Origin of the sequence: Tardiphaga sp. 841_E9_N1_2, from assembly GCF_051811065.1 — a bacterium.
GTDB lineage: Bacteria > Pseudomonadota > Alphaproteobacteria > Rhizobiales > Xanthobacteraceae > Tardiphaga > Tardiphaga robiniae.
The window spans coordinates 2,535,692-2,553,871 of the sequence record NZ_JBPWQC010000001.1 but is presented as its reverse complement, the minus strand read 5'-3'; the positions used below and the strand labels follow the sequence as shown (position 1 = coordinate 2,553,871).

Sequence of the window (18,180 nt, the reverse complement as noted above, 5' to 3'; positions counted from 1 at the left end):
GCGAGCTTCGCTACTGCCCGTAACTCTGTACCAGGCTGCCGGCCACCAGCGACCAGCCATCCACCAGCACGAAGAAGATCAGCTTGAACGGCAGTGACACCACCGCCGGTGGCAGCATCATCATGCCCATCGCCATCAGCACCGAGGCGACCACGAGATCGATGATCAGGAATGGCAGGAACAGCAGGAAACCGATCTCGAAAGCGCGCTTCAGCTCGGAGATCATGAAGGCCGGCACAAGGATGCGGAGCGACAGGTCGTCAGGCGTCGCTGGAATTGGCTCGCCCGACAGATCCATGAACAGCTTGAGATCCTTCTCGCGCACGTTCTTCTGCATGAAGCCGCGCAGCGGAATGGATGCACGCACCAAAGCTTGTTCGACGGTGATGTCGTTGGAGATCAGCGGCTTGATACCGTCGTCATAGGAACGTTGTAGCACCGGTCCCATCACGAAAGCCGTAAGGAACATCGCCAGCGCGATGATCACCGAGTTCGGCGGAGCCGTCGCTGTACCCAATGCGGTGCGCAGCAGCGACAGCACGACCACGATGCGTGTGAATGACGTCATCATGATCAGGATCGACGGTGCGATCGACAGCACCGTCAACAACGCAATCATCTGCACCGCACGTTCGGTGACGCCGCCGCCACCGCCGCCGAGATTGATGCTGATGTCCTGCGCCATCGCGGGACCTGCGAAGGTCCCGGCGGCGATTAGAACAGAAAGGAAAAATACTCTACGCGGGAGGTTCGCCGAACTCACGAACTGGACTTTGGCCGTCCCAGCAGGGAGGCCATCTCGTCTTCGAGATTTTCAAAACCCGATTTGACCGGCGGGACGACGGGCGGCGCCTCCGCACGGGCAGGGCTGGCGATCGAGACTTCCGGCGACCGCGAAGCCGGACGGATCGATGGTGCCTCAGGCGCCACCGACGGAGCGCCGACCCGGGGCTCAGGCGCATCCTGACGGGTTTCGCCGGCAGGACGGCGCAAGGCTGCTTCGAGGCGCTGCGCCATATCGGCGAGGTTCTGATCAGCAGACGACACGGCGGCTGCCGGAGCGGGTGCAGGGACCGGTGCGGGTGGCACGACGACCGGGGCGGGCGCTGGGGCAGCAACAACCGGAGCGGGCGGTGTCGGTGCTGCTGCGACGGGACGGTCCGGCGTGCGGGGCTGCGGCGTGGTGCGGATCGGCGGATCGGCACGCATCGGGCGCGGCATCATCGGCTCGCTACGTGGCATCTCGGCACGTGGCATTTCACTTCGCGGAATCGGCCGCTGCGGAAAAAGGTCATTGCGTGGCGCCGGTTCGGGGCGCGGCGCAGGTTCCGGCGCGAGGCTGGCGACCGGATCGGGCCGACGCTCCGGCAAAGGCGCGGCCGGGCGGCGTGGCTCTTCGATAAAGGAGGGGCGCGCGGGACGCGGCGCTGGCTCCGGCACATGCGGTTCGGAATCGAAGCCGGAGTCATTGCTCTCTGCCCAGCTCGGAGCTTCAGGCAGCGACGGGCCGCGGCTTGCCACATCGGCGGCGAGGCCGCCGCGCTGGGGGGGCTGCTCACGGCCGGGTATGGCGCGGACGATATTGGGCTCGACGACGATGTCCGACGGGCCGCCGATCATCAGCAAATGTTCGACATTGTCGCGGCGGACCAGCACCAGGCGGCGGCGGCCGTCCACGGCGGCGGCGTCGATCACCGCGAGCCGCGGCAAGCGCCCGCGGCTGGTGTTGTTGCCCAGCCGGTTGCCAGCGAATCGGCGCACCAGCCAGGCGGTAAGCCCGATCAGCGCCAGCACGACAACGAAGGCCAAGATAAATTGCACCGATGATTGCATCATAAAGTCCCCAGCCAGACAGGGTGGCTGCAACGTCCACGTCCAGAGCCAGAGGTGTCATACCCCCGCACGCCCCGCACGCAGCGTGAATCACGCCCCATCTGTTAACGCCCCACGGCAGAACCTGCCGTTGGTTAATAATAAACTATGAATCGCTGCAGCCAAAACGACTTCTGCCGCCCCGTCGTATGGCCGATGGGGATGGTTAATCGGCCAATTCAGGCGAAAAAGCGTTGGCAGTTGCGAAAAACGTCAATTTTGCAGCATTCATTTACGGTTCGGTAACAAGTACCGCCGGAAATTAACTTCGTATTAACCATGCAGGCGGCAAATTCTGCCTAGCTCAGGACACTCCGTCCGGGCGGGCGGAGAAGGCCGATGGCGATCAGCGACATGCCGATGTTGTCGGCGCTGCGCACCAAGATGCAGTGGCATCAGGAGCGCCAGCGTGTGCTGGCCGAAAATATCTCCAATTCGGACACTCCGAACTTCCGCCCCCGCGATCTCGTGGAGCCGAAATTCGACAAGGCCGGGAACACGTCCGTCACCGCCGGCGGCATGGGCTCGCTGCCGATGATGCGCGCCGCCGGCACCAACATCCTGCCGACCGGAGGCTCGGCCTCTTTCAACCAGAACAGCCGGGTCGGCTACGAGACCCGCCCCGCCGGCAATGCCGTCAATCTGGAAGACGAGATGCTCAAGGTCTCGGCCAACCAGATGGACTATGCCGCCGCAACCTCGCTCTACACCCGCAGCCTCGGTCTGTTGAAGACCGCTATCGGCAAGCGCTGACGCCGCCGCGCATAAAGGGAGCTCATCATGGCAGACGATATCAGCGACTTTTCGCGTTCCATGGGCATCGCGACCTCCGGTCTGCGCGCCCAAGCGGGCCGCATGCGGGTGATTTCGGAAAACATCGCGAATGCGCAGTCCACAGCGCAGACTTCGGGCGGTGACCCCTATCGCCGCAAGGTGCCGACCTTCAAATCGGAGCTGGACCGCTCGCTGGATGCCCGCATCGTCGGCCTCGGCCGCATCAGGCCCGACCAGTCTGCGTTTCCCACGCGCTACGAGCCCGGCAATCCCGCGGCGGATGCCGCCGGCAACGTCAAATACCCCAACGTGAATTCGCTGGTGGAAATGACGGACATGAAGGAAGCGCAGCGCTCCTACGAAGCCAATCTCAACATCATCAGCGCCACGCGCCGGATGATCCAACGCACGCTCGACATCCTCAAGGCCTGAACAGGACAGCTGAACCATGGCAACTCCCTCTGTCGCCGCCAATGCTTACTCGGCTCTCTCGCGCATCATGGACGCCGGCGGCGGCGTCGGTGGCGGTCTCAACAAGGCGGCAGACGCCGGTGGCGGTCAGTCGTTCGGCGCGGTCCTCAAGGACGCGCTTGGCAGCGTGCTCGATTCCGGCCGCAAGTCGGATGCGCAGACCATCGCAATGGCCAACGGCAAGGCCAATGTGATGGACGTGGTCACGGCAGTTGCGGAAACCGACGTCGCCGTTTCGACGCTGGTCTCGGTGCGCGATCGCGTCATCCAGTCCTACGAAGACATCATGAAGATGCCGATCTGATCTTCCTCATCACGAACACCGCGTAACACAAGGATTACTGCAATGACCGGCCCCGAAACTCTCGACGTTGCCCGCGATGCGATCTGGACGATTGTGATCGTGTCCGGTCCGCTGATGGTCGTGGGCCTCCTGGTCGGCGTCGTCGTGTCGCTGGTGCAGGCGCTGACCCAGATCCAGGAACAGTCGCTGGTCTTCGTGCCGAAGATTCTCGCGGTCTTTGCCACCATGATGCTGACGCTCCCGTTCATGGGGGACGCATTGTCGAGCTACATGTTGCGGATATCGTCGCGAATCATCGGGGGGTGATGCACAATCCCGTATGCGCATCGATGTCTCGCTTCTGCCCGCTCTCGCCGCTGCCTTCATGCTGGCCTTCGCCCGCATCGGTACGATGGTGATGTTGATGCCGGGCTTTGGCGAAACCAACATTCCCGCACGGGCCAAGCTGTCGATCGCATTGGGACTGACCCTTCTCATGCTGCCGGCGCATCGCGGCGCTTATAACGTCGATATGGGATCGATCGTGCCGATGCTGGTTCTGCTGGTGCATGAGATCATCATCGGCGTCGTGCTCGGCGCCACCGCGCGCGTCACGCTGTCGGCGCTGCAGGTCGCCGGATCAATCATCGCGCAGCAACTCGGTCTCGGCTTCGTCACCTCGGTGGATCCGACGCAGGGTCAGCAGGGCGTGCTGATCGGCAATTTTCTCACGATGCTCGGCATCACGATGCTGTTCGCCACCGATACGCATCACCTCGTGATCGCCGCCATCAATGACAGCTACAAGATTTTCGCGCCCGGCGAGATCATGTCGACGGGCGATGTGGCGAAGCTCGCGACCAATGCCTTCGCGGCGGCCTTCAAGATCGGCACGCAGCTTGCTGCGCCTTTCCTGGTGTTCGGCCTCGTCTTCAACATGGGGCTTGGCGTGCTGGCACGGCTGATGCCGCAGATGCAGGTCTATTTCGTCGGTGTACCGCTTTCGATCATGATCGGATTCCTGATCTTCGCCGTTGTGCTCGCGACCATGATGGGGACCTACCTCGAATACGTCACCGGCGTCATGCAACAAATGATGCCGCGGATATAGGGGCGCGCGGATGGCCGACGACGATTCCGAGAAGACACATGACCCCACGCAAAAAAAGCTCGACGATGCTCACGAACGCGGTGACGTAGCCAAAAGCCAGGAGGTCAATACCTGGTTCCTGCTGGCGGGCGCGACGCTGGTCTTGTCGACCTTCAACGGCTCGGTCGGCGGCGGGCTGCAGACGCCGCTCAAAAACCTTCTGCAAAATTCCTGGATGATACGGACTGACGGGCCCGGACTTTTGATGCTGGCCAAGAGCCTCTGCATGTCCATCTTGTCCACCATGGGCATGCCGATCCTGTTTCTCGTGATCGCCGCGCTTGCGGGCAATCTGATCCAGCACCGGCTCGTGTTCTCCACCGAAGGTCTGGTGCCCAAGTTCAGCAAGCTGTCGCCGATGGAAGGCGCCAAGCGCGTCTTCGGCAAGCAGGCGCTGGCCAATTTCCTGAAGGGGCTGTTCAAGCTCGTCCTGCTCGGCGCCGTGATGTGCGCGGTGCTGTGGCCCGAGCGGTTTCGTCTGGATGCGCTGATCCATATCGATCCGTCGGCGATCCTCGGCATCACCACATCGCTGACACTGCAGCTGATGGGTTCGGTGGTGGCGATGCTCGCCTTCGTCGCCATTGCCGACTTCTTCTTCCAGTACCGCACCTGGTACGAGAAGCTGAAGATGTCGCTGCAGGAAGTGAAGGAAGAATACAAGCAGTCCGAGGGCGACCCCCACATCAAGGGCAAGATCAAGCAGCTGCGTCAGCAGAACATGAAGAAGCGCATGATGGCAGCGGTGCCGAAAGCGTCGGTGATCATCACCAACCCGACGCACTACGCCGTAGCGCTGTCTTATGAGCGCGGCATGACCGCGCCGATCTGCGTCGCCAAAGGCGTCGACAACATCGCGCTGAAGATCAGGGAGGTTGCCGGCAAGCACGATATTCCGATCGTCGAGAACGTGCCGCTGGCGCGCGCGCTTTACGCCACCGTCGAGATCGACGAGGAAATTCCGGGCGAACACTACCATGCGGTGGCCGAAGTCATTGGCTACGTCATGGGCCTGAAGCGCGGCCTGTCCGGGCGCCCGTCATGATTCGGGGAAGGGCCGGGCAAGGGGCCGGGAACGTGTTGCGAATCGGCGGATTGGAAGCGAATAGGCCGACGCGGCGCTTGCGTAAGGCCAGCCGATTGATGCACTCAGGAGGCGCGCAAACCCGCGCTGCCGCAACTGCCAACAGGCGACGAACCGTCCGATGACTGCCGAGACCGACCACGATCGCCAATCGATGACGGCGCAGAATCCGGTTCTGCACGAGCCGGCCCGGCGCAGCGGCAGCATCGTGCTGGTGCTGCTGATTGCCGCCGCGATCATCGCCTGCGCCGTGGCATTCATGACGCTCGGCCGCGCCCAGGCGCAGCCTTATATTTTGGGCCTGCTGGCGCTGCTGGCGATGGTCGGCCTGTTCGTTTTGTTCGCCTTTGCCGCCGGTATTGTCCGCTTTGCCGATCGCACCTCCGACGATCCGATCATGCGCACCGTGGCCGATCACGCCTTTGACGGTATCGCGGTCACCGATGCGCGGGGCCATGTGGTCTATGCCAATGCTGCCTATCTCACATTGACCGGCGCGGCCTCCGCACAGGATGCGCGACCGGTCGAGCGCGTCTTCATCGGTAATCCGGATGTCTCCGAAGCCGTCTTCCGCCTGCTGAAGGCTGCCCGCGAGGGCAAGCGCCAGCAGGAGGAAGTCCGTGTCGCAGCGCCCGACGGCAGCCACGGCCGCTGGCTGCGCATGCGCGTGCGTCCACTGGGTGAAGGCAAGCGCGAAGCCAAATCCACGGTGTGGTCGGTGGCCGATATCTCCCGCGATCGCCAGCGTCAGGAAGACGTGTTCCAGGAATTGCAGCACGCCATCGAATATCTCGATCACGCGCCGTGCGGCTTCTTCTCGGTCAATCCAAAGGGCGAGCTGGTCTATGTCAACGCCACACTGGCAAACTGGCTCGATCACGATCTTGCCGAGATCGGCTCCGGCGGTCTGAAGCTCACGGACATCGTCTCTGGCGACGGCGCCTCGTTGCTGACGTCGATCGTGCCGATGCCCGGCGAGGTCAAAACCGAAGTCTTCGACATCGACCTGCGCATGCGCAACGGCAAGACCATGCCGGTGCGGCTCTATCACAAGCTCGCTTTCGGCGCCGACGGCGTGCCGGGTGCGTCGCGCACCCTTGTCATCAGCCGCGCCCGCGACGAGCGCTCGGATCCGCAACGCGCCGCCGAAGTGCGCTTTATGCGCTTCTTCGACCATACGCCGATGGCCATTGCGACGGTGGATCGCGACGGCACCGTGGTGCGCGGCAATGCCCGCTTCGCCAAGTTGGCACAGAGCCTCAACACATCGGGCGCCGTCAACAAGTCGATCCTGGCCGCCGTCAGCGACCGCGACCGCAACCAGCTCGTCGCGGCCATCGGCCACGCCGCTCAGGGGCAGGGCGATATCCCGCCGGTGGAAGCGCTGCTGGAAGGCGCGAAGGAACGCTGGGGCCAGTTCTTCGTCACCGCCGTCGAAGAGAACGAACGCGAGACCGAAGCCGCCATCGTCTACATGCTGGAGACCACCGAGCGCCGCACGCTCGAGAACCAGGTCAACCAGGCGCAGAAGATGGACACCATCGGCCAATTGGCCGGCGGCATCGCGCACGATTTCAACAACGTGCTCTCCGCCATCATGATGGCCAACGACTTCCTGCTGAACGCGCACAAGCCGACCGATCCGTCGTTCCAGGACATCATGCAGATCAAGCAGAACGCGACGCGCGCGGCGACACTCGTGCGCCAGTTGCTCGCATTCTCGCGCCGCCAGACGCTGCGCCCGACGGTTCTCAATCTCGGTGACGCGCTGTCCGATATCGATCTGCTGCTGAAGCGCCTGATCGGCGAGAAGGTCAAACTCGAAGTCGTGCACGGCCGCGATCTGTGGCCGGTGAAGGTCGACATCTCGCAATTCGAGCAAGTGATCGTGAATCTCGCGGTCAATGCGCGGGACGCGATGCCGGACGGCGGCGCGTTGACTGTGCGGACCGTCAATGTCTCAGCCGAGGAAGCCGGGCGGCTGTCCTATAAGGGCATGCCGCCATCGGACTATGTGCGTATCGATGTCAGCGATACCGGCACTGGCATTCCCGCCGATATCGTCGAGAAGATCTTCGAGCCGTTCTTCTCCACCAAGGATGTCGGCAAGGGCACCGGCCTCGGCCTCTCCACGGTCTACGGCATCGTCAAGCAGACCGGCGGTTTCGTTTATGTCGATTCCGAGCCCGGCAAAGGCACCACGTTCCGCATCTTCCTGCCGCGCCATCATCAGGAAAAGGAAGTTGCTCCCGATCCCGCGATCGCAGCCGCCGTCGCCGCCAAGGAAGCCGCTGCCGACGCCAAGCCGCGCGCGGACCTGACCGGGCAGGGCACCATCCTGCTGGTCGAGGACGAAGAAGGCCTGCGCGCGCTGAATGCCCGCGGTCTGCGCTCGCGCGGCTATACGGTGGTCGAAGCCGGCAACGGCGTCGAGGCGATGGAGCTATTCGACGAACAGAACGGTGCCATCGATCTTGTGGTGTCCGACGTGGTGATGCCGGAGATGGACGGACCGACGCTGCTGAAGGAGATGCGCGCCCGCAATGCGGATATTCGCATCATCTTCGTGTCAGGTTACGCCGAGGAAGCCTTCGAAAAGAGCCTGCCGGAAAACCAGCAATTCGCCTTCCTGGCCAAGCCGTTCGCCCTGAGCGCGCTGATCGCCAAGGTCAAGGAAACCATGGCGCCGAATTAACGGAGCGCCGGTGGCAATACCATCCTGGCTTCTAATGCGCATTCACCCCGCAATGCAGCATAAGTGTTTGAAAGCAAGATGACTCTTGCGCCAAAGGTTCAATGACGAGCCGCGACCGAGGGCCGCAGCGTTTACCCTCGAACGGTGCTTCCCTTTTAGGCTGGGGTAGCCATGTTAGGGGTGTTTTCCCCCTGCCGGGGATTGAGGGAATGACCATGACTTTCACGTTCAGCATGCGCGGCGTCGTCAAGACGATGGCCGTCGTCCTTTCGCTGGCGATGCCGCTCACAATTGCAATCTCCTCTGCCGACGCCCGCGTTGGCGGTGGCAGCAGCTCGGGCTCGCGCGGCAACCGCACGTTCTCGGCCCCGCCGAGCACGTCGACGGCGCCTAACGCGGCTCAGCCGTTCAACCGCACCATGCAGCAGCCGGGTTCGCCCGGCATGAACAGCGCGACCACGGGCGCAGCCAGCAAGGGCGGTTTCTTCAACCGTCCGGGCATGGGCATGCTCGGCGGCCTTGCTGCCGGCTTCCTCGGCGCAGGCCTGCTCGGCATGCTGTTCGGCGGCGGTCTGTTCAGCGGCCTCGGCGGTATCTCGTCGATCATCGGCCTGCTGCTGCAGGTCGGCCTGATCATCATCGTCGTCCGCCTCGCAATGTCCTGGTGGCAGCGTCGCAACCAGACGGCGTCGGCCTATGCCGGTCCGGCCAACTCGGCCTATACCGGCCCGGCCAATGGTCCCGACCAGAACCAGGCGCACATGAACCAGGCGCAGCGGGGTTATGGCGCGCAGCCGACCCAGCGCAGTGGTCTCGGTGGCTTCGGTTTCGGCGGCGGTTCGAACAATGACAAGCCGATCGAGATCGCGCCTCAGGATTACGAAGCTTTCGAGAAGCTGCTCAGCGATGTGCAGGCTGCCTGGTCGAACGAAGATGTGGAGAAGCTCGGCAAGCTGTCGACGCCGGAAATGGTGTCGTACTTCGCCAAGGATCTCGCCGAGAACAAGGCGCGCAACGACATCAACAAGGTGTCGGATGTGAAGTTGCTGCAGGGCGACCTGGCGGAAGCCTGGCGCGAAGGCGACACCGACTATGCGAGCGTCGCGATGCGCTTCTCGCTGGTCGACAAGACGCTGGAGCGTGGCACCAATCGCTTGGTGGCTGGCAGCGAAACGCCGATCGAAGCGACCGAGATCTGGACCTTCGTGCGCCCGCGCGGCGCCGATTGGGAACTGTCGGCGATCCAGCAGGCGTAAGCCTTGCGCCATCGAAATCGGACAAGCGCCGCGGATCATTCCGCGGCGCTTTTTGTTGGCCTCATGCGTGTGCATTGCCAAGCGATGATCTCAATAAGAGAGCGGGAATAATCCGCCGGATGACGTGTTGGTCAGTTGCGTCCCATCGCGACTGGCGTTGCGTGGCTACAAAAACAAATTGGAGGAATCGATGCCCACTCTTCTCTCGACCATGACCCGTCTCGGCCTATGCGCCGGTGCTGTCGCCGTCTCGCTTGCAGCAACGTCGCCATCGTTCGCGCAGGGCGCGGACACCAGCTTCTTCGTCACCAGCAATGGCATCGGCAATGGCGGCAATCTCGGTGGTCTCGCCGGTGCTGACAATCATTGCCAGACGCTGGCGCAGGCTGCAGGCGCGGGCGCCAAGACCTGGCGCGCTTATCTCTCGACGCAGGCCGCCGACGGCAAGCCCGCGATCAATGCGAAAGATCGCATCGGCAACGGCCCATGGAAGAATGCCAAGGGCGTCGTCGTCGCCAAGGATGTCGCTGACCTGCACGGCGCCAGCAACAACCTCTCCAAGCAGACCTCGCTCAGCGAGAAGGGCGAGGTCATCAATGGCCGCGGCGATACGCCGAATCGCCATGACGTGCTGACCGGCTCGCAGGCCGACGGCACAGCCTTTGCCGCTGGTGAAGATCGCACCTGCAAGAACTGGACAAGCAGCACGCAGGGCGCCGCCATGGTCGGCCATATCGATCGTACGGGGGTGAACGAAGAGCCGCCGGCGAAGTCATGGAACACGTCGCATCCATCGCGCGGCCCCGATGGCGGCTGCTCGCAGAACGACCTGAAGAGCACCGGCGGTGACGGGCTGTTGTACTGCTTCGCGTCGAATTGAGTTCTATTGCGATAGACGAGCAGCAACACACTCCGCCATGGCCGGGCCTGTCCCGGCCGTGGCGCGTTTTGCGGCGGTAGCTGGACGACGGTGCGGAGTTCTCGCCGGACCAGCGCGGCGAACGAATTCCGCGGTGAGCAGTTACCCTGGCACCCCTGACGCGACATTTGGCGAGGTTCCGCATGCGATATGAGCTGTATTACTGGCCGACGATCCAGGGCCGCGGCGAATTCGTGCGCCTGGCGCTCGAAGATGCCGGCGCGGACTACCGCGATATGGCGCGTGGCAAGGGCGGCATGGCCGCAATGACGAGGATGCTCGACGGCAAGAAAGGCATTCCGCCATTTGCACCGCCATTCCTCAAGGCGGGCAATATGGTGATCGGCCAGACTGCCAACATCTTGTTCTATCTCGGCCCACGTCACGGTCTGGCGCCGAAGTCGGAAGCGGCGCGCCTGCAACTGCATGAGCTGCAACTGACCATCACCGATTTCGTCGCCGAGGTGCATGACACCCATCACCCGATCGGCGTATCGCTTTATTACGAGGATCAGAAAGGCCCCGCCAAAAAGCGCAGCGCCGAATTCCTGAAAGAGCGCGTGCCGAAATATCTCGGCTATTTCGAGCGGATATTAAAAGCCAGCGATGGCGCCTATGTCACCGGCCGCAAGGCGACCTATGTCGATCTGTCACTGTTCCAGATCGTTGAAGGACTGCGCTACGCATTTCCGAAACGCATGAAAAAATTCGAGCGGGAGATTCCGGGCCTGATCGATTTGCATAACCGCGTGGCGGTTCGCCCGAACATCAAGGCCTATCTCGACAGCGACCGCCGCATTGCCTTCAACAAGGACGGCATCTTCCGGCACTACAAGGCACTGGATAAATAGCGCCGCGCAGCTCGCGTGGCGGGATTACCAGAGCCCCGGACACAGACGATAGCGGACGCGCGTCGTGTAGTCGGTATAGCCGGGGAGACCGTCCCGCAAAGTGCGCTCTTCGGCCGTCGTACGCCATGCGAGCAGCACGGCCAGGATCAGCGTCAGCGCGGCACTCCACCACGAGCCAAGCCAGAGGGATGTGCCGAGAAAAAACAGGATGGCGCCGCTATACATGGGATGGCGCACGAGATGATACGGACCGGTATCGATGACGTGCTGGCCGCGGTCGCGTTGAAGCTTGATGACCGGTGCGGCGAAACTGTTTTCGCGCAGGACCCAGAATGAGATTACCATTCCCGTGAGTGCGAGGGCGGCGCCTGCGACCTGGACGCCAGCCGTCATTTGCGAAAGACCGAAGCGCTGATCCAGCCCCGCAACGATCAGCCAGACCAGTGCCACAGTAAAGAACGCCGCCATGAAGACGCGGTCCGCTGTGGGCTGCCCCTGCTGTACGACGGGGCGCATGCGTTCTTCAAACAGCGCGGGATCGATCTGGATCAGCCACAGGCCGCCGCCAAGGCCGAGCAGGATCATGAAGAGCAGAAATGACCACGCCGCCGGCCATTGCCAGGTCCCGGCGGCGGTGAACAAAACGGCGCCGATCACGCCGAACCAGACCAGCGTACGTATCACGAGGCGAGCGATCATGTCGGGCCTCCTTCGGCCCGCATCCGATACCAGATTCGCGGCAGTGATGGGGCAGGCCTCGCGTCAACGCGACCGGCGGTTGGTCTCTGTCCGACGGTGCCGAGTTAAGCGAGCTGATCGATCCGGGTGCCCTGGCCGGGCGGCAGTGCTGCACGCGGTGGGGGCGGCGCGGTGCGGCTGTCGTTGTCGTCGTTCTTCTTCGGCTCCGGCGGCTTTGCCTCGATCGGCTTTACCTCAGCGACCGGTGGTGCGCTGCTGACGCTTGAAACGCTCATTTCAAATTCCCTGTTTCCAACACTTGCAGTCGAACCATGGCGCATGCGCCAACAAGGACTTGGTAAATCAGGCGCTGCAATTTGCGGCAATCGGGGTGGATTGGAAACGGTGGTAAACGCGCCGTCCAGGACTTCACTACAATTGAAACGAATTCCTCATTCGTCCTTGCCGCGGGAGATCGTGATGTTCGCCGATGTTTTGTTGCGGGTGCAGCGCAAGTCGAGCCGGCGATAGCGCAGCTTGACGTCATCGCCGCGGAAAATCCCCATGCGGCCGAGACATCGCGTGGTGCCCTTCACCGTATCCGGTTTGGGGATCGTGAAGATGACGGCTGCCGCACTGGCGACGAGGTCCGTGAACGCCGGCGCCGGCTTGCGGGTCGCGGAGGCCGCATAGAGCTCGTTGCTGAAATTGCGACTGGCGCAGCCAAGCCGCAATTGCTTTGCCGCCGGATGCGACAGGTAGATCACATTGGCTGCGGTGCGCCCGACGCTGAGCCCGTCGATCTGGCTCTTGAGCTGCCGCGCGAGATCATCGCAACGATCGGCGCGGGCAGGCGAAACGGCAAGGGTTACGGTGGCGAGCAGCGCCACAGCCGAAAAAATGCCGCGCAGGCGGTCGATGGACATTCCAGATTCTCCTCAATCCCCGGCCGCACTGAAACGCGGGACGCCACTTTATGCAAGGCGCGGCGGGCGCAGCCGGTTACTGCTGGAACGGGGGATTATCCCCGCGATTGCGGGCCTGTCCCCCTGTTTTGAACCCTTCAAAACTGTCCGGAAACCGCCTACAAGAGCTTCAAATCCCCTCCCTTTTTGAGGCCCCATCCATGAACGCTCCCACCGCTTTCCCCGACCAGAAGCCCGTCCCGCCCTACAAGCACACTCCGCTGTTTCCGCTGGGCGCAGACACCACCCCCTACAAGAAGGTCACCACCGAGGGCGTGCGGGTCGAGAAAGTGCTGGGTAGGGACATGCTGGTGGTCTCCCGCGACGCGCTGAAGGCGCTCTCGGAGGCCGCGTTCGGCGACATCAACCACTATCTGCGCCCCGGCCATCTGCAGCAGCTTCGCAACATCCTGGACGACAGCGAAGCCAGCCCGAATGACAAGTTCGTGGCTTTCGACTTCCTCAAGAATGCGAACATCGCCGCCGGCGGCGTGCTGCCGATGTGCCAGGACACCGGCACCGCGATCATCATGGGCAAGAAGGGCTGCAACGTCATCACCGATGGCGACGATGAGGCGGCACTCTCGGAAGGCGCCCGCGACGCCTATCTGCGGCGCAACCTGCGCTACTCGCAGGTCGCGCCGCTGACCATGTATGAAGAGAAGAACACGGCTAACAACATGCCGGCGCAGTGCGAGATCTATGCCGAGGGCGACGACGCCTACAAGTTCATGTTCATGGCCAAGGGCGGCGGCTCCGCCAACAAGAGTTTTCTGTTCCAGGCCACACCGTCGGTGCTGACCAAGGATCGTCTGCTCGCGTTCCTGAAGGAAAAAATCATGACGCTGGGCACCGCCGCGTGCCCGCCCTACCACCTCGCCATCGTCATCGGCGGCACCTCGGCCGAGCTCTGCATGAAGACGGTGAAGCTCGCGTCCGCGCGTTATCTCGACGCGCTGCCGACCCAGGGCTCGCCGGACGGCAATGCCTTCCGCGATCTCGAGATGGAGCAGGAAATCCTCAAGATGACGCAGTCGTCCGGCGTCGGCGCGCAATTCGGTGGCAAGTATTTCTGCCACGATGTCCGCGTCATCCGCCTGCCGCGCCACGGCGCGTCGCTGCCCATCGGGCTCGGCGTGTCGTGCTCGGCGGATCGTCAGGTGCTCGGCAAGATCACCAAGGACGGCGTCTATCTCGAAGAGCTCGAGCATAACCCCGCGCAGTATCTGCCGCAGGTCGAGCAGGCACTCGGCGGCGAAGTCGTGAAGATCGATCTCAACCAGCCGATGAAGGACATTCTGGCGACGCTGTCGAACTACCCAACCAAGACGCGCCTGTCGCTGACCGGCACCATGATCGTCGCGCGCGACTCGGCGCATGCCAAGCTGCGCGACCGCCTGGAGAAGGGCGAGCCGCTGCCGGATTACTTCAAGAACCACCCGGTCTATTACGCCGGTCCCGCCAAGACGCCGGAAGGCTATGCCTCCGGCGCCTTCGGCCCGACCACGGCCGGCCGCATGGATAGCTTCGTCGACCAGTTCCAGGCGGCGGGCGGTTCGATGGTGATGGTTGCCAAGGGCAATCGCGCCGTTGCGGTGCGCGAGGCCTGCAAGAAGCATGGCGGCTTCTATCTCGGCTCGATCGGCGGCTCGGCGGCAAACCTCGCCGAACACTGCATCAAGAAAGTCGAGGTGGTCGAGTATCCCGAACTCGGCATGGAAGCGATCTGGCGCATCGACGTCGTGGATTTCCCGGCCTTCATCATTATCGATGACAAGGGCAACGACTTCTTCAAGGAATTGAACCTCGGCTAAGACCGAGCGCGCCCGATGATCGCTATCGGGCTCGATGGCTTCAGCAAAGGCTGGGTCGCCGTCACACTCGACGGCGACCACCGCTCCATCGATTTTATCAGCGACATCTCCTGGCTTGCGACTCAGCGCTTTGCCCGTGCGGCCATCGATATTCCCATCGGTCTCGGCGACGATGGCGTGCGTGCCTGCGATCAGCTCGCCCGCAAGAAGCTCAGCCCCCACGGTTCGCGCGTATTCTCCGGCGGACGTCGCTGGCTGTGGCAGGACTTCACCGATCCCGACCTCGCCAACGCGGAGGCCGAGAGGCGCGGGCAGAAGAAAGTCTCGCGCCAGCTCTGGCATCTCGGACCGAAGGTCATGGAGGTCGACGGCTTCGTGCGGGAACAGCGCGATCTCGATATCCGCGAAGCCCATCCCGAACTTGTCTTTCTCCGCCTGAACGACAATCAACCGCTGCCGTCCAAACACACTGAGGAGGGGCTGGCGCTCCGCCGTCATCTGTTGCTGGCGAATGGCTTCAGCGACCTTGACGACTGGCTCACTGCCAGGCGTACGCGCACCGGCGCACAGCGGGACGACGTGCTCGATGCGTGCGCGGTGGCGCTGGCGGCGCGCGATTGCGTGGGCTGTTTTCCGGAAGGCAATGCACCGCGCGATGCGCTGGGCATGCCACAGCAAATCTGGTTCTAGCTCAACTGCAATTCGTCACCTGGCTCGAACACAGCCTGCGCCACCAGCCGCGGACGCCGTCGTGGCTTTCCACCAGCGCCCAGAAGCCGCTGCAGGCAAGAACGCGCTTAGGGCCACCGTCGGCGCTGATCTCGCTGCCACGTTCGCCTTTGGCCGGTGTCCATTGCGCGTCCACATGCGGCGCCTGAAACAGCCCGCCCATCCGTGTGTCGCCATTGGCATATTGTGCGCCGACCTTGCTGGCCGCGACCCAGCCGCGGCCGCCATAGGGCTTTGGATGATTGCGCGGATAGCTGCTCTCGTCCTCATATTCCTTGCCGGGCGGCGCTGCGCCTTCGATCAGGAACCAGCCATCCTTGAAGCCGATGATGGAAAATTCCGTCAGCCAGCCTCCGTCAGGCACGTTCTCACCTTTGCTCTTGAATTTGTAGGGCGGCGGCAGCGTGCCAAGCACCTTGGCCTTCGTCGATGGCCCGGCGCGCACGTTCAATCCGTTGGGATCGCGCTCGGTCGACCAGCCATGGATATCGCAGGGAACGGCGCCATCCGGCAGCGCGCCGCGCGTCTTCAGCAATTCGGCGTGGAGTTGGCGATATTCCGCATCGTCATGCGCGGCGCTCAGTACACGCGGGATGTTGCTGTTCAGCGTGACGTCACGCGGGCGCAGCTCGGCTGACAGGGTGGTCAGTCTGCCGTCGCTGCGCACGAGTTTTGCGACCAGCATCTCACCGGCATCGAATGCGCTTGCCGCTGTCTTGGGATCGTTAGCACCGGCTGGATAGGTCGCGACATATCCGACCGGCGCCTGCGGATCGGACATGTCGACATGAAACGCCTGACCGGCCACGCGGTCCGGCGGCACGAAGGCACGGGCGCTTGTAAACCATGCCGGTGTCTCCGGCGGCGGCGTCACGGGTTGCGCAAAGGCGGTGCCGGCGGTGATGAGGCCGGCGATCAGGATGGCGATTCGGGTCATGGTTTTGTGTCGCGGCACCGGCGATTTGGTTCGACAAAACGCGACTCAGGCTTGCAGCAGATCAGCCGAATTCCAATCTTTGCGCCGGACTCGATTCTCCGGTGACTCGCAAGGATGCGGAGGAAAAAGAAAAGCGGTGACGACTCAGGCGGCGCTGTTCCAATAGCGATCAGACTGCAGACGAATTCGAGGCCGCGCCATGTTGGATGCTCTGAAGCTGAATGTGACGGTGGTGACGTTGCTGGCCGCGGCCAGCGCGGTCAACGGGATCATGTTTTATCAGTATCTGTGACGAATTGTTCACATCGGCATGCGGCCTCTCCGCATCCGGTTTTTTGTGTTTGAACCTTTTCGCCGGCCACGCGCCTCATCCCAGGGGTGGCAAACCGGAGTGTAACAGGTGAACAATTTTCATCTGGTCGTCGTCACTGCAGTTATGCTCGCAAGTCCGGCCGCGGCCCGCGCCCAATCCATCATTCACTCCGAACTGACCCGGACCACTTTGGTGGCATCCATCGATGTGGCCGGTCGCACGACACTGACGGCGTCCGTGACCAGTGAACGCGGTGGGGGCGTCCCGGGCGGCATCGTCCGCTTTGTCGATGAGACGACGCTCATGGTGCTTGGCTGGGTCGATGTGGCCCATCCGTCGCTGGTGGTCCAGCGACTGCCGCCGGGTCCGCATCGCTTCCGTGCGGATTATATGGGGACGTCCAACTATCTGCCTGTCGTGGTGCAGCCGAGCCAATCCGCGGTGGTGGAGGAAACCATACGCGTCATGCCGGCGGTGGCGCTGTCGTCGTCCGAGAATCCTTGTCCGTCTGGAGCGGTGGTCACGTTGACGGCCGCGATTGCCGGCGGTGTTGGCATTCCGAAAGGTGCCGTCACCTTTCGCGATGGCGAGCAGGTTCTTGCGACCCATGTCGGCCTCGATCGCGCCGGTACGGCGTCATTCACCACCTCGGCGCTGGCGGATGGCACGCGCTGGATCACGGCTGAATATGAGGGCGACACGGTTCATGCGCCCGCGGCATCGCCGCCGCTGACGGTGGATGTCGGAGTAGCCCGTTTGCGAAGCTCGCTGTTGCGTACGAGCGACTAGGCGCCCATCTGCGGCGCCGTCGCTGCAGCTGCGCGAAGCTTGCGGCTGATGATCACCCGAAACACGACATACTGGATCGCGAAGGCCAGCACCTTGGCGCCAATGGCCACGACCGACACATAGAACGCCCACAGCTTCATATCGCCGGTCATGGCCACAGCGATGACACCGGCGCCAAGCGCGAACATCAGCGCGGCCCAGGCATAGCCCGCAGCGGTCACATATTCAGGGATAGTCTCGCTGACGATGGGTGGCAGGTAGCGCAGCATCCAGCCCTTGCGCAGCATGATCGCGCCGATGGCGAAATGTCCGATGCTGGGCTTGGCCAGCACGAAGCGTGGATCCTTGGTCAGCAATGTCGCGCCGCCGAGGACAACCACGAGCGCTAGACTGGCATAGGTCATTACGTCGAGCCTCGAGCCCTTGACGCGGGCATAGACGAACTGTGCGACGGCACCCGCAATCGCCACGCAGGTTGCCAGCAGGACGTCACCGGTGACGAGGTAGAGCACCAGGAAGACGATGGTGGAGAAGAAATCCTGGCCAAGTTTGGCGAATACGTCCTTCATCGCAGTGCTCCCAATGCAGTCGAGATGGTCA

The 18,180-nt window shown here is 62.9% G+C and carries 20 protein-coding genes; 13 read left to right on the top strand and 7 right to left on the bottom strand.

Translation table 11 applies throughout. From position 1 onward, the window contains the following. Positions 1-10: 10 nt before the first annotated feature. Both fliP and AB8A50_RS12395 read right to left on the bottom strand, forming a co-directional pair. On the bottom strand, positions 11-763 hold the full coding sequence (gene fliP / locus AB8A50_RS12400) for a flagellar type III secretion system pore protein FliP (protein WP_092146430.1): 753 nt from the start codon (positions 761-763) through the stop codon (positions 11-13). Then, positions 760-1,836: a flagellar biosynthetic protein FliO gene (locus AB8A50_RS12395; protein WP_439077828.1), complete on the bottom strand. Its 1,077-nt coding sequence runs from the start codon at positions 1,834-1,836 to the stop codon at positions 760-762. Before AB8A50_RS12395 ends, fliP begins: the two co-directional genes overlap by 4 nt. A gap of 375 nt (positions 1,837-2,211) precedes the next feature. Here AB8A50_RS12395 and flgB point away from each other — a divergent pair, with 375 nt between their 5' ends. The 10 genes from flgB (at position 2,212) to AB8A50_RS12345 (ending at position 11,355) form a co-directional block, all read left to right on the top strand. Continuing rightward, positions 2,212-2,625 (top strand): flagellar basal body rod protein FlgB, encoded by a 414-nt coding sequence (gene flgB / locus AB8A50_RS12390; protein WP_093756616.1) that lies wholly within the window; start codon positions 2,212-2,214, stop codon positions 2,623-2,625. Between the two features lie 27 nt (positions 2,626-2,652). Further along, entirely contained in the window at positions 2,653-3,078 is a 426-nt protein-coding gene (gene flgC / locus AB8A50_RS12385) for a flagellar basal body rod protein FlgC (RefSeq protein WP_089265171.1), read from the top strand. Between the two features lie 16 nt (positions 3,079-3,094). Next, positions 3,095-3,421: a flagellar hook-basal body complex protein FliE gene (gene fliE / locus AB8A50_RS12380; protein ID WP_068735666.1), complete on the top strand. Its 327-nt coding sequence runs from the start codon at positions 3,095-3,097 to the stop codon at positions 3,419-3,421. Between the two features lie 42 nt (positions 3,422-3,463). Then, entirely contained in the window at positions 3,464-3,727 is a 264-nt protein-coding gene (fliQ, locus tag AB8A50_RS12375) for a flagellar biosynthesis protein FliQ (protein WP_068735669.1), read from the top strand. Between the two features lie 13 nt (positions 3,728-3,740). Then, the gene (gene fliR / locus AB8A50_RS12370; RefSeq protein ID WP_068735671.1) at positions 3,741-4,511 is read left to right on the top strand and encodes a flagellar biosynthetic protein FliR; all 771 of its coding nucleotides are present in this window, start codon (positions 3,741-3,743) and stop codon (positions 4,509-4,511) included. A 10-nt stretch (positions 4,512-4,521) separates the two neighbouring features. After that, the gene (gene flhB, locus AB8A50_RS12365; protein WP_093756615.1) at positions 4,522-5,595 is read left to right on the top strand and encodes a flagellar biosynthesis protein FlhB; all 1,074 of its coding nucleotides are present in this window, start codon (positions 4,522-4,524) and stop codon (positions 5,593-5,595) included. 160 nt (positions 5,596-5,755) lie between these two features. Then, positions 5,756-8,329, top strand: a complete 2,574-nt coding sequence (cckA, locus tag AB8A50_RS12360; protein ID WP_093756614.1) for a cell cycle histidine kinase CckA — start codon at positions 5,756-5,758, stop codon at positions 8,327-8,329. 215 nt (positions 8,330-8,544) lie between these two features. Continuing rightward, a complete protein-coding gene (locus AB8A50_RS12355; protein ID WP_439079971.1) occupies positions 8,545-9,585 on the top strand; it encodes a Tim44 domain-containing protein in 1,041 nt (346 codons plus the stop codon). A 211-nt stretch (positions 9,586-9,796) separates the two neighbouring features. Further along, positions 9,797-10,465 (top strand): lectin, encoded by a 669-nt coding sequence (locus AB8A50_RS12350; RefSeq protein WP_439079970.1) that lies wholly within the window; start codon positions 9,797-9,799, stop codon positions 10,463-10,465. Between the two features lie 182 nt (positions 10,466-10,647). Continuing rightward, positions 10,648-11,355 carry a glutathione S-transferase gene (locus tag AB8A50_RS12345; RefSeq protein ID WP_439077827.1) on the top strand — a complete coding sequence of 236 codons (708 nt, stop codon included), beginning with the start codon at positions 10,648-10,650 and terminating at the stop codon, positions 11,353-11,355. A 24-nt stretch (positions 11,356-11,379) separates the two neighbouring features. On the opposite strand, the gene AB8A50_RS12340 is transcribed toward AB8A50_RS12345, so the two are convergent. The 3 genes from AB8A50_RS12340 to AB8A50_RS12330 all read right to left on the bottom strand — a co-directional run bounded on the left by AB8A50_RS12340 (position 11,380) and on the right by AB8A50_RS12330 (position 12,959). Then, positions 11,380-12,054, bottom strand: a complete 675-nt coding sequence (locus tag AB8A50_RS12340) for a methyltransferase family protein (protein ID WP_439077826.1) — start codon at positions 12,052-12,054, stop codon at positions 11,380-11,382. Between the two features lie 104 nt (positions 12,055-12,158). Further along, positions 12,159-12,329: a hypothetical protein gene (locus AB8A50_RS12335; protein WP_170849544.1), complete on the bottom strand. Its 171-nt coding sequence runs from the start codon at positions 12,327-12,329 to the stop codon at positions 12,159-12,161. 156 nt (positions 12,330-12,485) lie between these two features. After that, entirely contained in the window at positions 12,486-12,959 is a 474-nt protein-coding gene (locus tag AB8A50_RS12330; RefSeq protein WP_092146449.1) for a hypothetical protein, read from the bottom strand. Positions 12,960-13,159: 200 nt separating this feature from the next. Between AB8A50_RS12330 and AB8A50_RS12325 the strand changes: the two genes are divergently transcribed. Together AB8A50_RS12325 and AB8A50_RS12320 are read left to right on the top strand one after the other, a co-directional pair. After that, the gene (locus tag AB8A50_RS12325; RefSeq protein ID WP_439059325.1) at positions 13,160-14,812 is read left to right on the top strand and encodes a fumarate hydratase; all 1,653 of its coding nucleotides are present in this window, start codon (positions 13,160-13,162) and stop codon (positions 14,810-14,812) included. A gap of 15 nt (positions 14,813-14,827) precedes the next feature. Next, positions 14,828-15,502: a DUF429 domain-containing protein gene (locus AB8A50_RS12320; RefSeq protein ID WP_439077825.1), complete on the top strand. Its 675-nt coding sequence runs from the start codon at positions 14,828-14,830 to the stop codon at positions 15,500-15,502. Position 15,503: 1 nt separating this feature from the next. On the opposite strand, the gene AB8A50_RS12315 is transcribed toward AB8A50_RS12320, so the two are convergent. After that, complete coding sequence (locus tag AB8A50_RS12315; RefSeq protein ID WP_439077824.1) at positions 15,504-16,478, bottom strand: SH3 domain-containing protein; 975 nt, start codon at positions 16,476-16,478, stop codon at positions 15,504-15,506. Positions 16,479-16,878: 400 nt separating this feature from the next. On the opposite strand from AB8A50_RS12315, the gene AB8A50_RS12310 reads away from it, so the two are divergent. Continuing rightward, on the top strand, positions 16,879-17,580 hold the full coding sequence (locus tag AB8A50_RS12310; protein WP_439066814.1) for an Ig-like domain-containing protein: 702 nt from the start codon (positions 16,879-16,881) through the stop codon (positions 17,578-17,580). On the opposite strand, the gene AB8A50_RS12305 is transcribed toward AB8A50_RS12310, so the two are convergent. Then, positions 17,577-18,149 (bottom strand): inner membrane-spanning protein YciB, encoded by a 573-nt coding sequence (locus tag AB8A50_RS12305; RefSeq protein ID WP_439077823.1) that lies wholly within the window; start codon positions 18,147-18,149, stop codon positions 17,577-17,579. The two genes, AB8A50_RS12310 and AB8A50_RS12305, sit on opposite strands and share 4 nt — an antisense overlap. Positions 18,150-18,180 lie beyond the last annotated feature (31 nt).

Excerpts from the sequence above, each read along its gene's own strand:
- AB8A50_RS12395 (WP_439077828.1), bottom strand. The coding sequence starts at position 1,836 with ATGATGCAATCATCGGTGCAATTTATCTTGGCCTTCGTTGTCGTGCTG.
- flgB (WP_093756616.1), top strand. The coding sequence starts at position 2,212 with ATGGCGATCAGCGACATGCCGATGTTGTCGGCGCTGCGCACCAAGATG.
- flgC (WP_089265171.1), top strand. The coding sequence starts at position 2,653 with ATGGCAGACGATATCAGCGACTTTTCGCGTTCCATGGGCATCGCGACC.
- fliE (WP_068735666.1), top strand. The coding sequence starts at position 3,095 with ATGGCAACTCCCTCTGTCGCCGCCAATGCTTACTCGGCTCTCTCGCGC.
- fliQ (WP_068735669.1), top strand. The coding sequence starts at position 3,464 with ATGACCGGCCCCGAAACTCTCGACGTTGCCCGCGATGCGATCTGGACG.
- fliR (WP_068735671.1), top strand. The coding sequence starts at position 3,741 with ATGCGCATCGATGTCTCGCTTCTGCCCGCTCTCGCCGCTGCCTTCATG.
- flhB (WP_093756615.1), top strand. The coding sequence starts at position 4,522 with ATGGCCGACGACGATTCCGAGAAGACACATGACCCCACGCAAAAAAAG.
- cckA (WP_093756614.1), top strand. The coding sequence starts at position 5,756 with ATGACTGCCGAGACCGACCACGATCGCCAATCGATGACGGCGCAGAAT.
- AB8A50_RS12355 (WP_439079971.1), top strand. The coding sequence starts at position 8,545 with ATGACTTTCACGTTCAGCATGCGCGGCGTCGTCAAGACGATGGCCGTC.
- AB8A50_RS12350 (WP_439079970.1), top strand. The coding sequence starts at position 9,797 with ATGACCCGTCTCGGCCTATGCGCCGGTGCTGTCGCCGTCTCGCTTGCA.
- AB8A50_RS12345 (WP_439077827.1), top strand. The coding sequence starts at position 10,648 with ATGCGATATGAGCTGTATTACTGGCCGACGATCCAGGGCCGCGGCGAA.
- AB8A50_RS12340 (WP_439077826.1), bottom strand. The coding sequence starts at position 12,054 with ATGATCGCTCGCCTCGTGATACGTACGCTGGTCTGGTTCGGCGTGATC.
- AB8A50_RS12335 (WP_170849544.1), bottom strand. The coding sequence starts at position 12,329 with ATGAGCGTTTCAAGCGTCAGCAGCGCACCACCGGTCGCTGAGGTAAAG.
- AB8A50_RS12330 (WP_092146449.1), bottom strand. The coding sequence starts at position 12,959 with ATGTCCATCGACCGCCTGCGCGGCATTTTTTCGGCTGTGGCGCTGCTC.
- AB8A50_RS12325 (WP_439059325.1), top strand. The coding sequence starts at position 13,160 with ATGAACGCTCCCACCGCTTTCCCCGACCAGAAGCCCGTCCCGCCCTAC.
- AB8A50_RS12320 (WP_439077825.1), top strand. The coding sequence starts at position 14,828 with ATGATCGCTATCGGGCTCGATGGCTTCAGCAAAGGCTGGGTCGCCGTC.
- AB8A50_RS12315 (WP_439077824.1), bottom strand. The coding sequence starts at position 16,478 with ATGACCCGAATCGCCATCCTGATCGCCGGCCTCATCACCGCCGGCACC.
- AB8A50_RS12305 (WP_439077823.1), bottom strand. The coding sequence starts at position 18,149 with ATGAAGGACGTATTCGCCAAACTTGGCCAGGATTTCTTCTCCACCATC.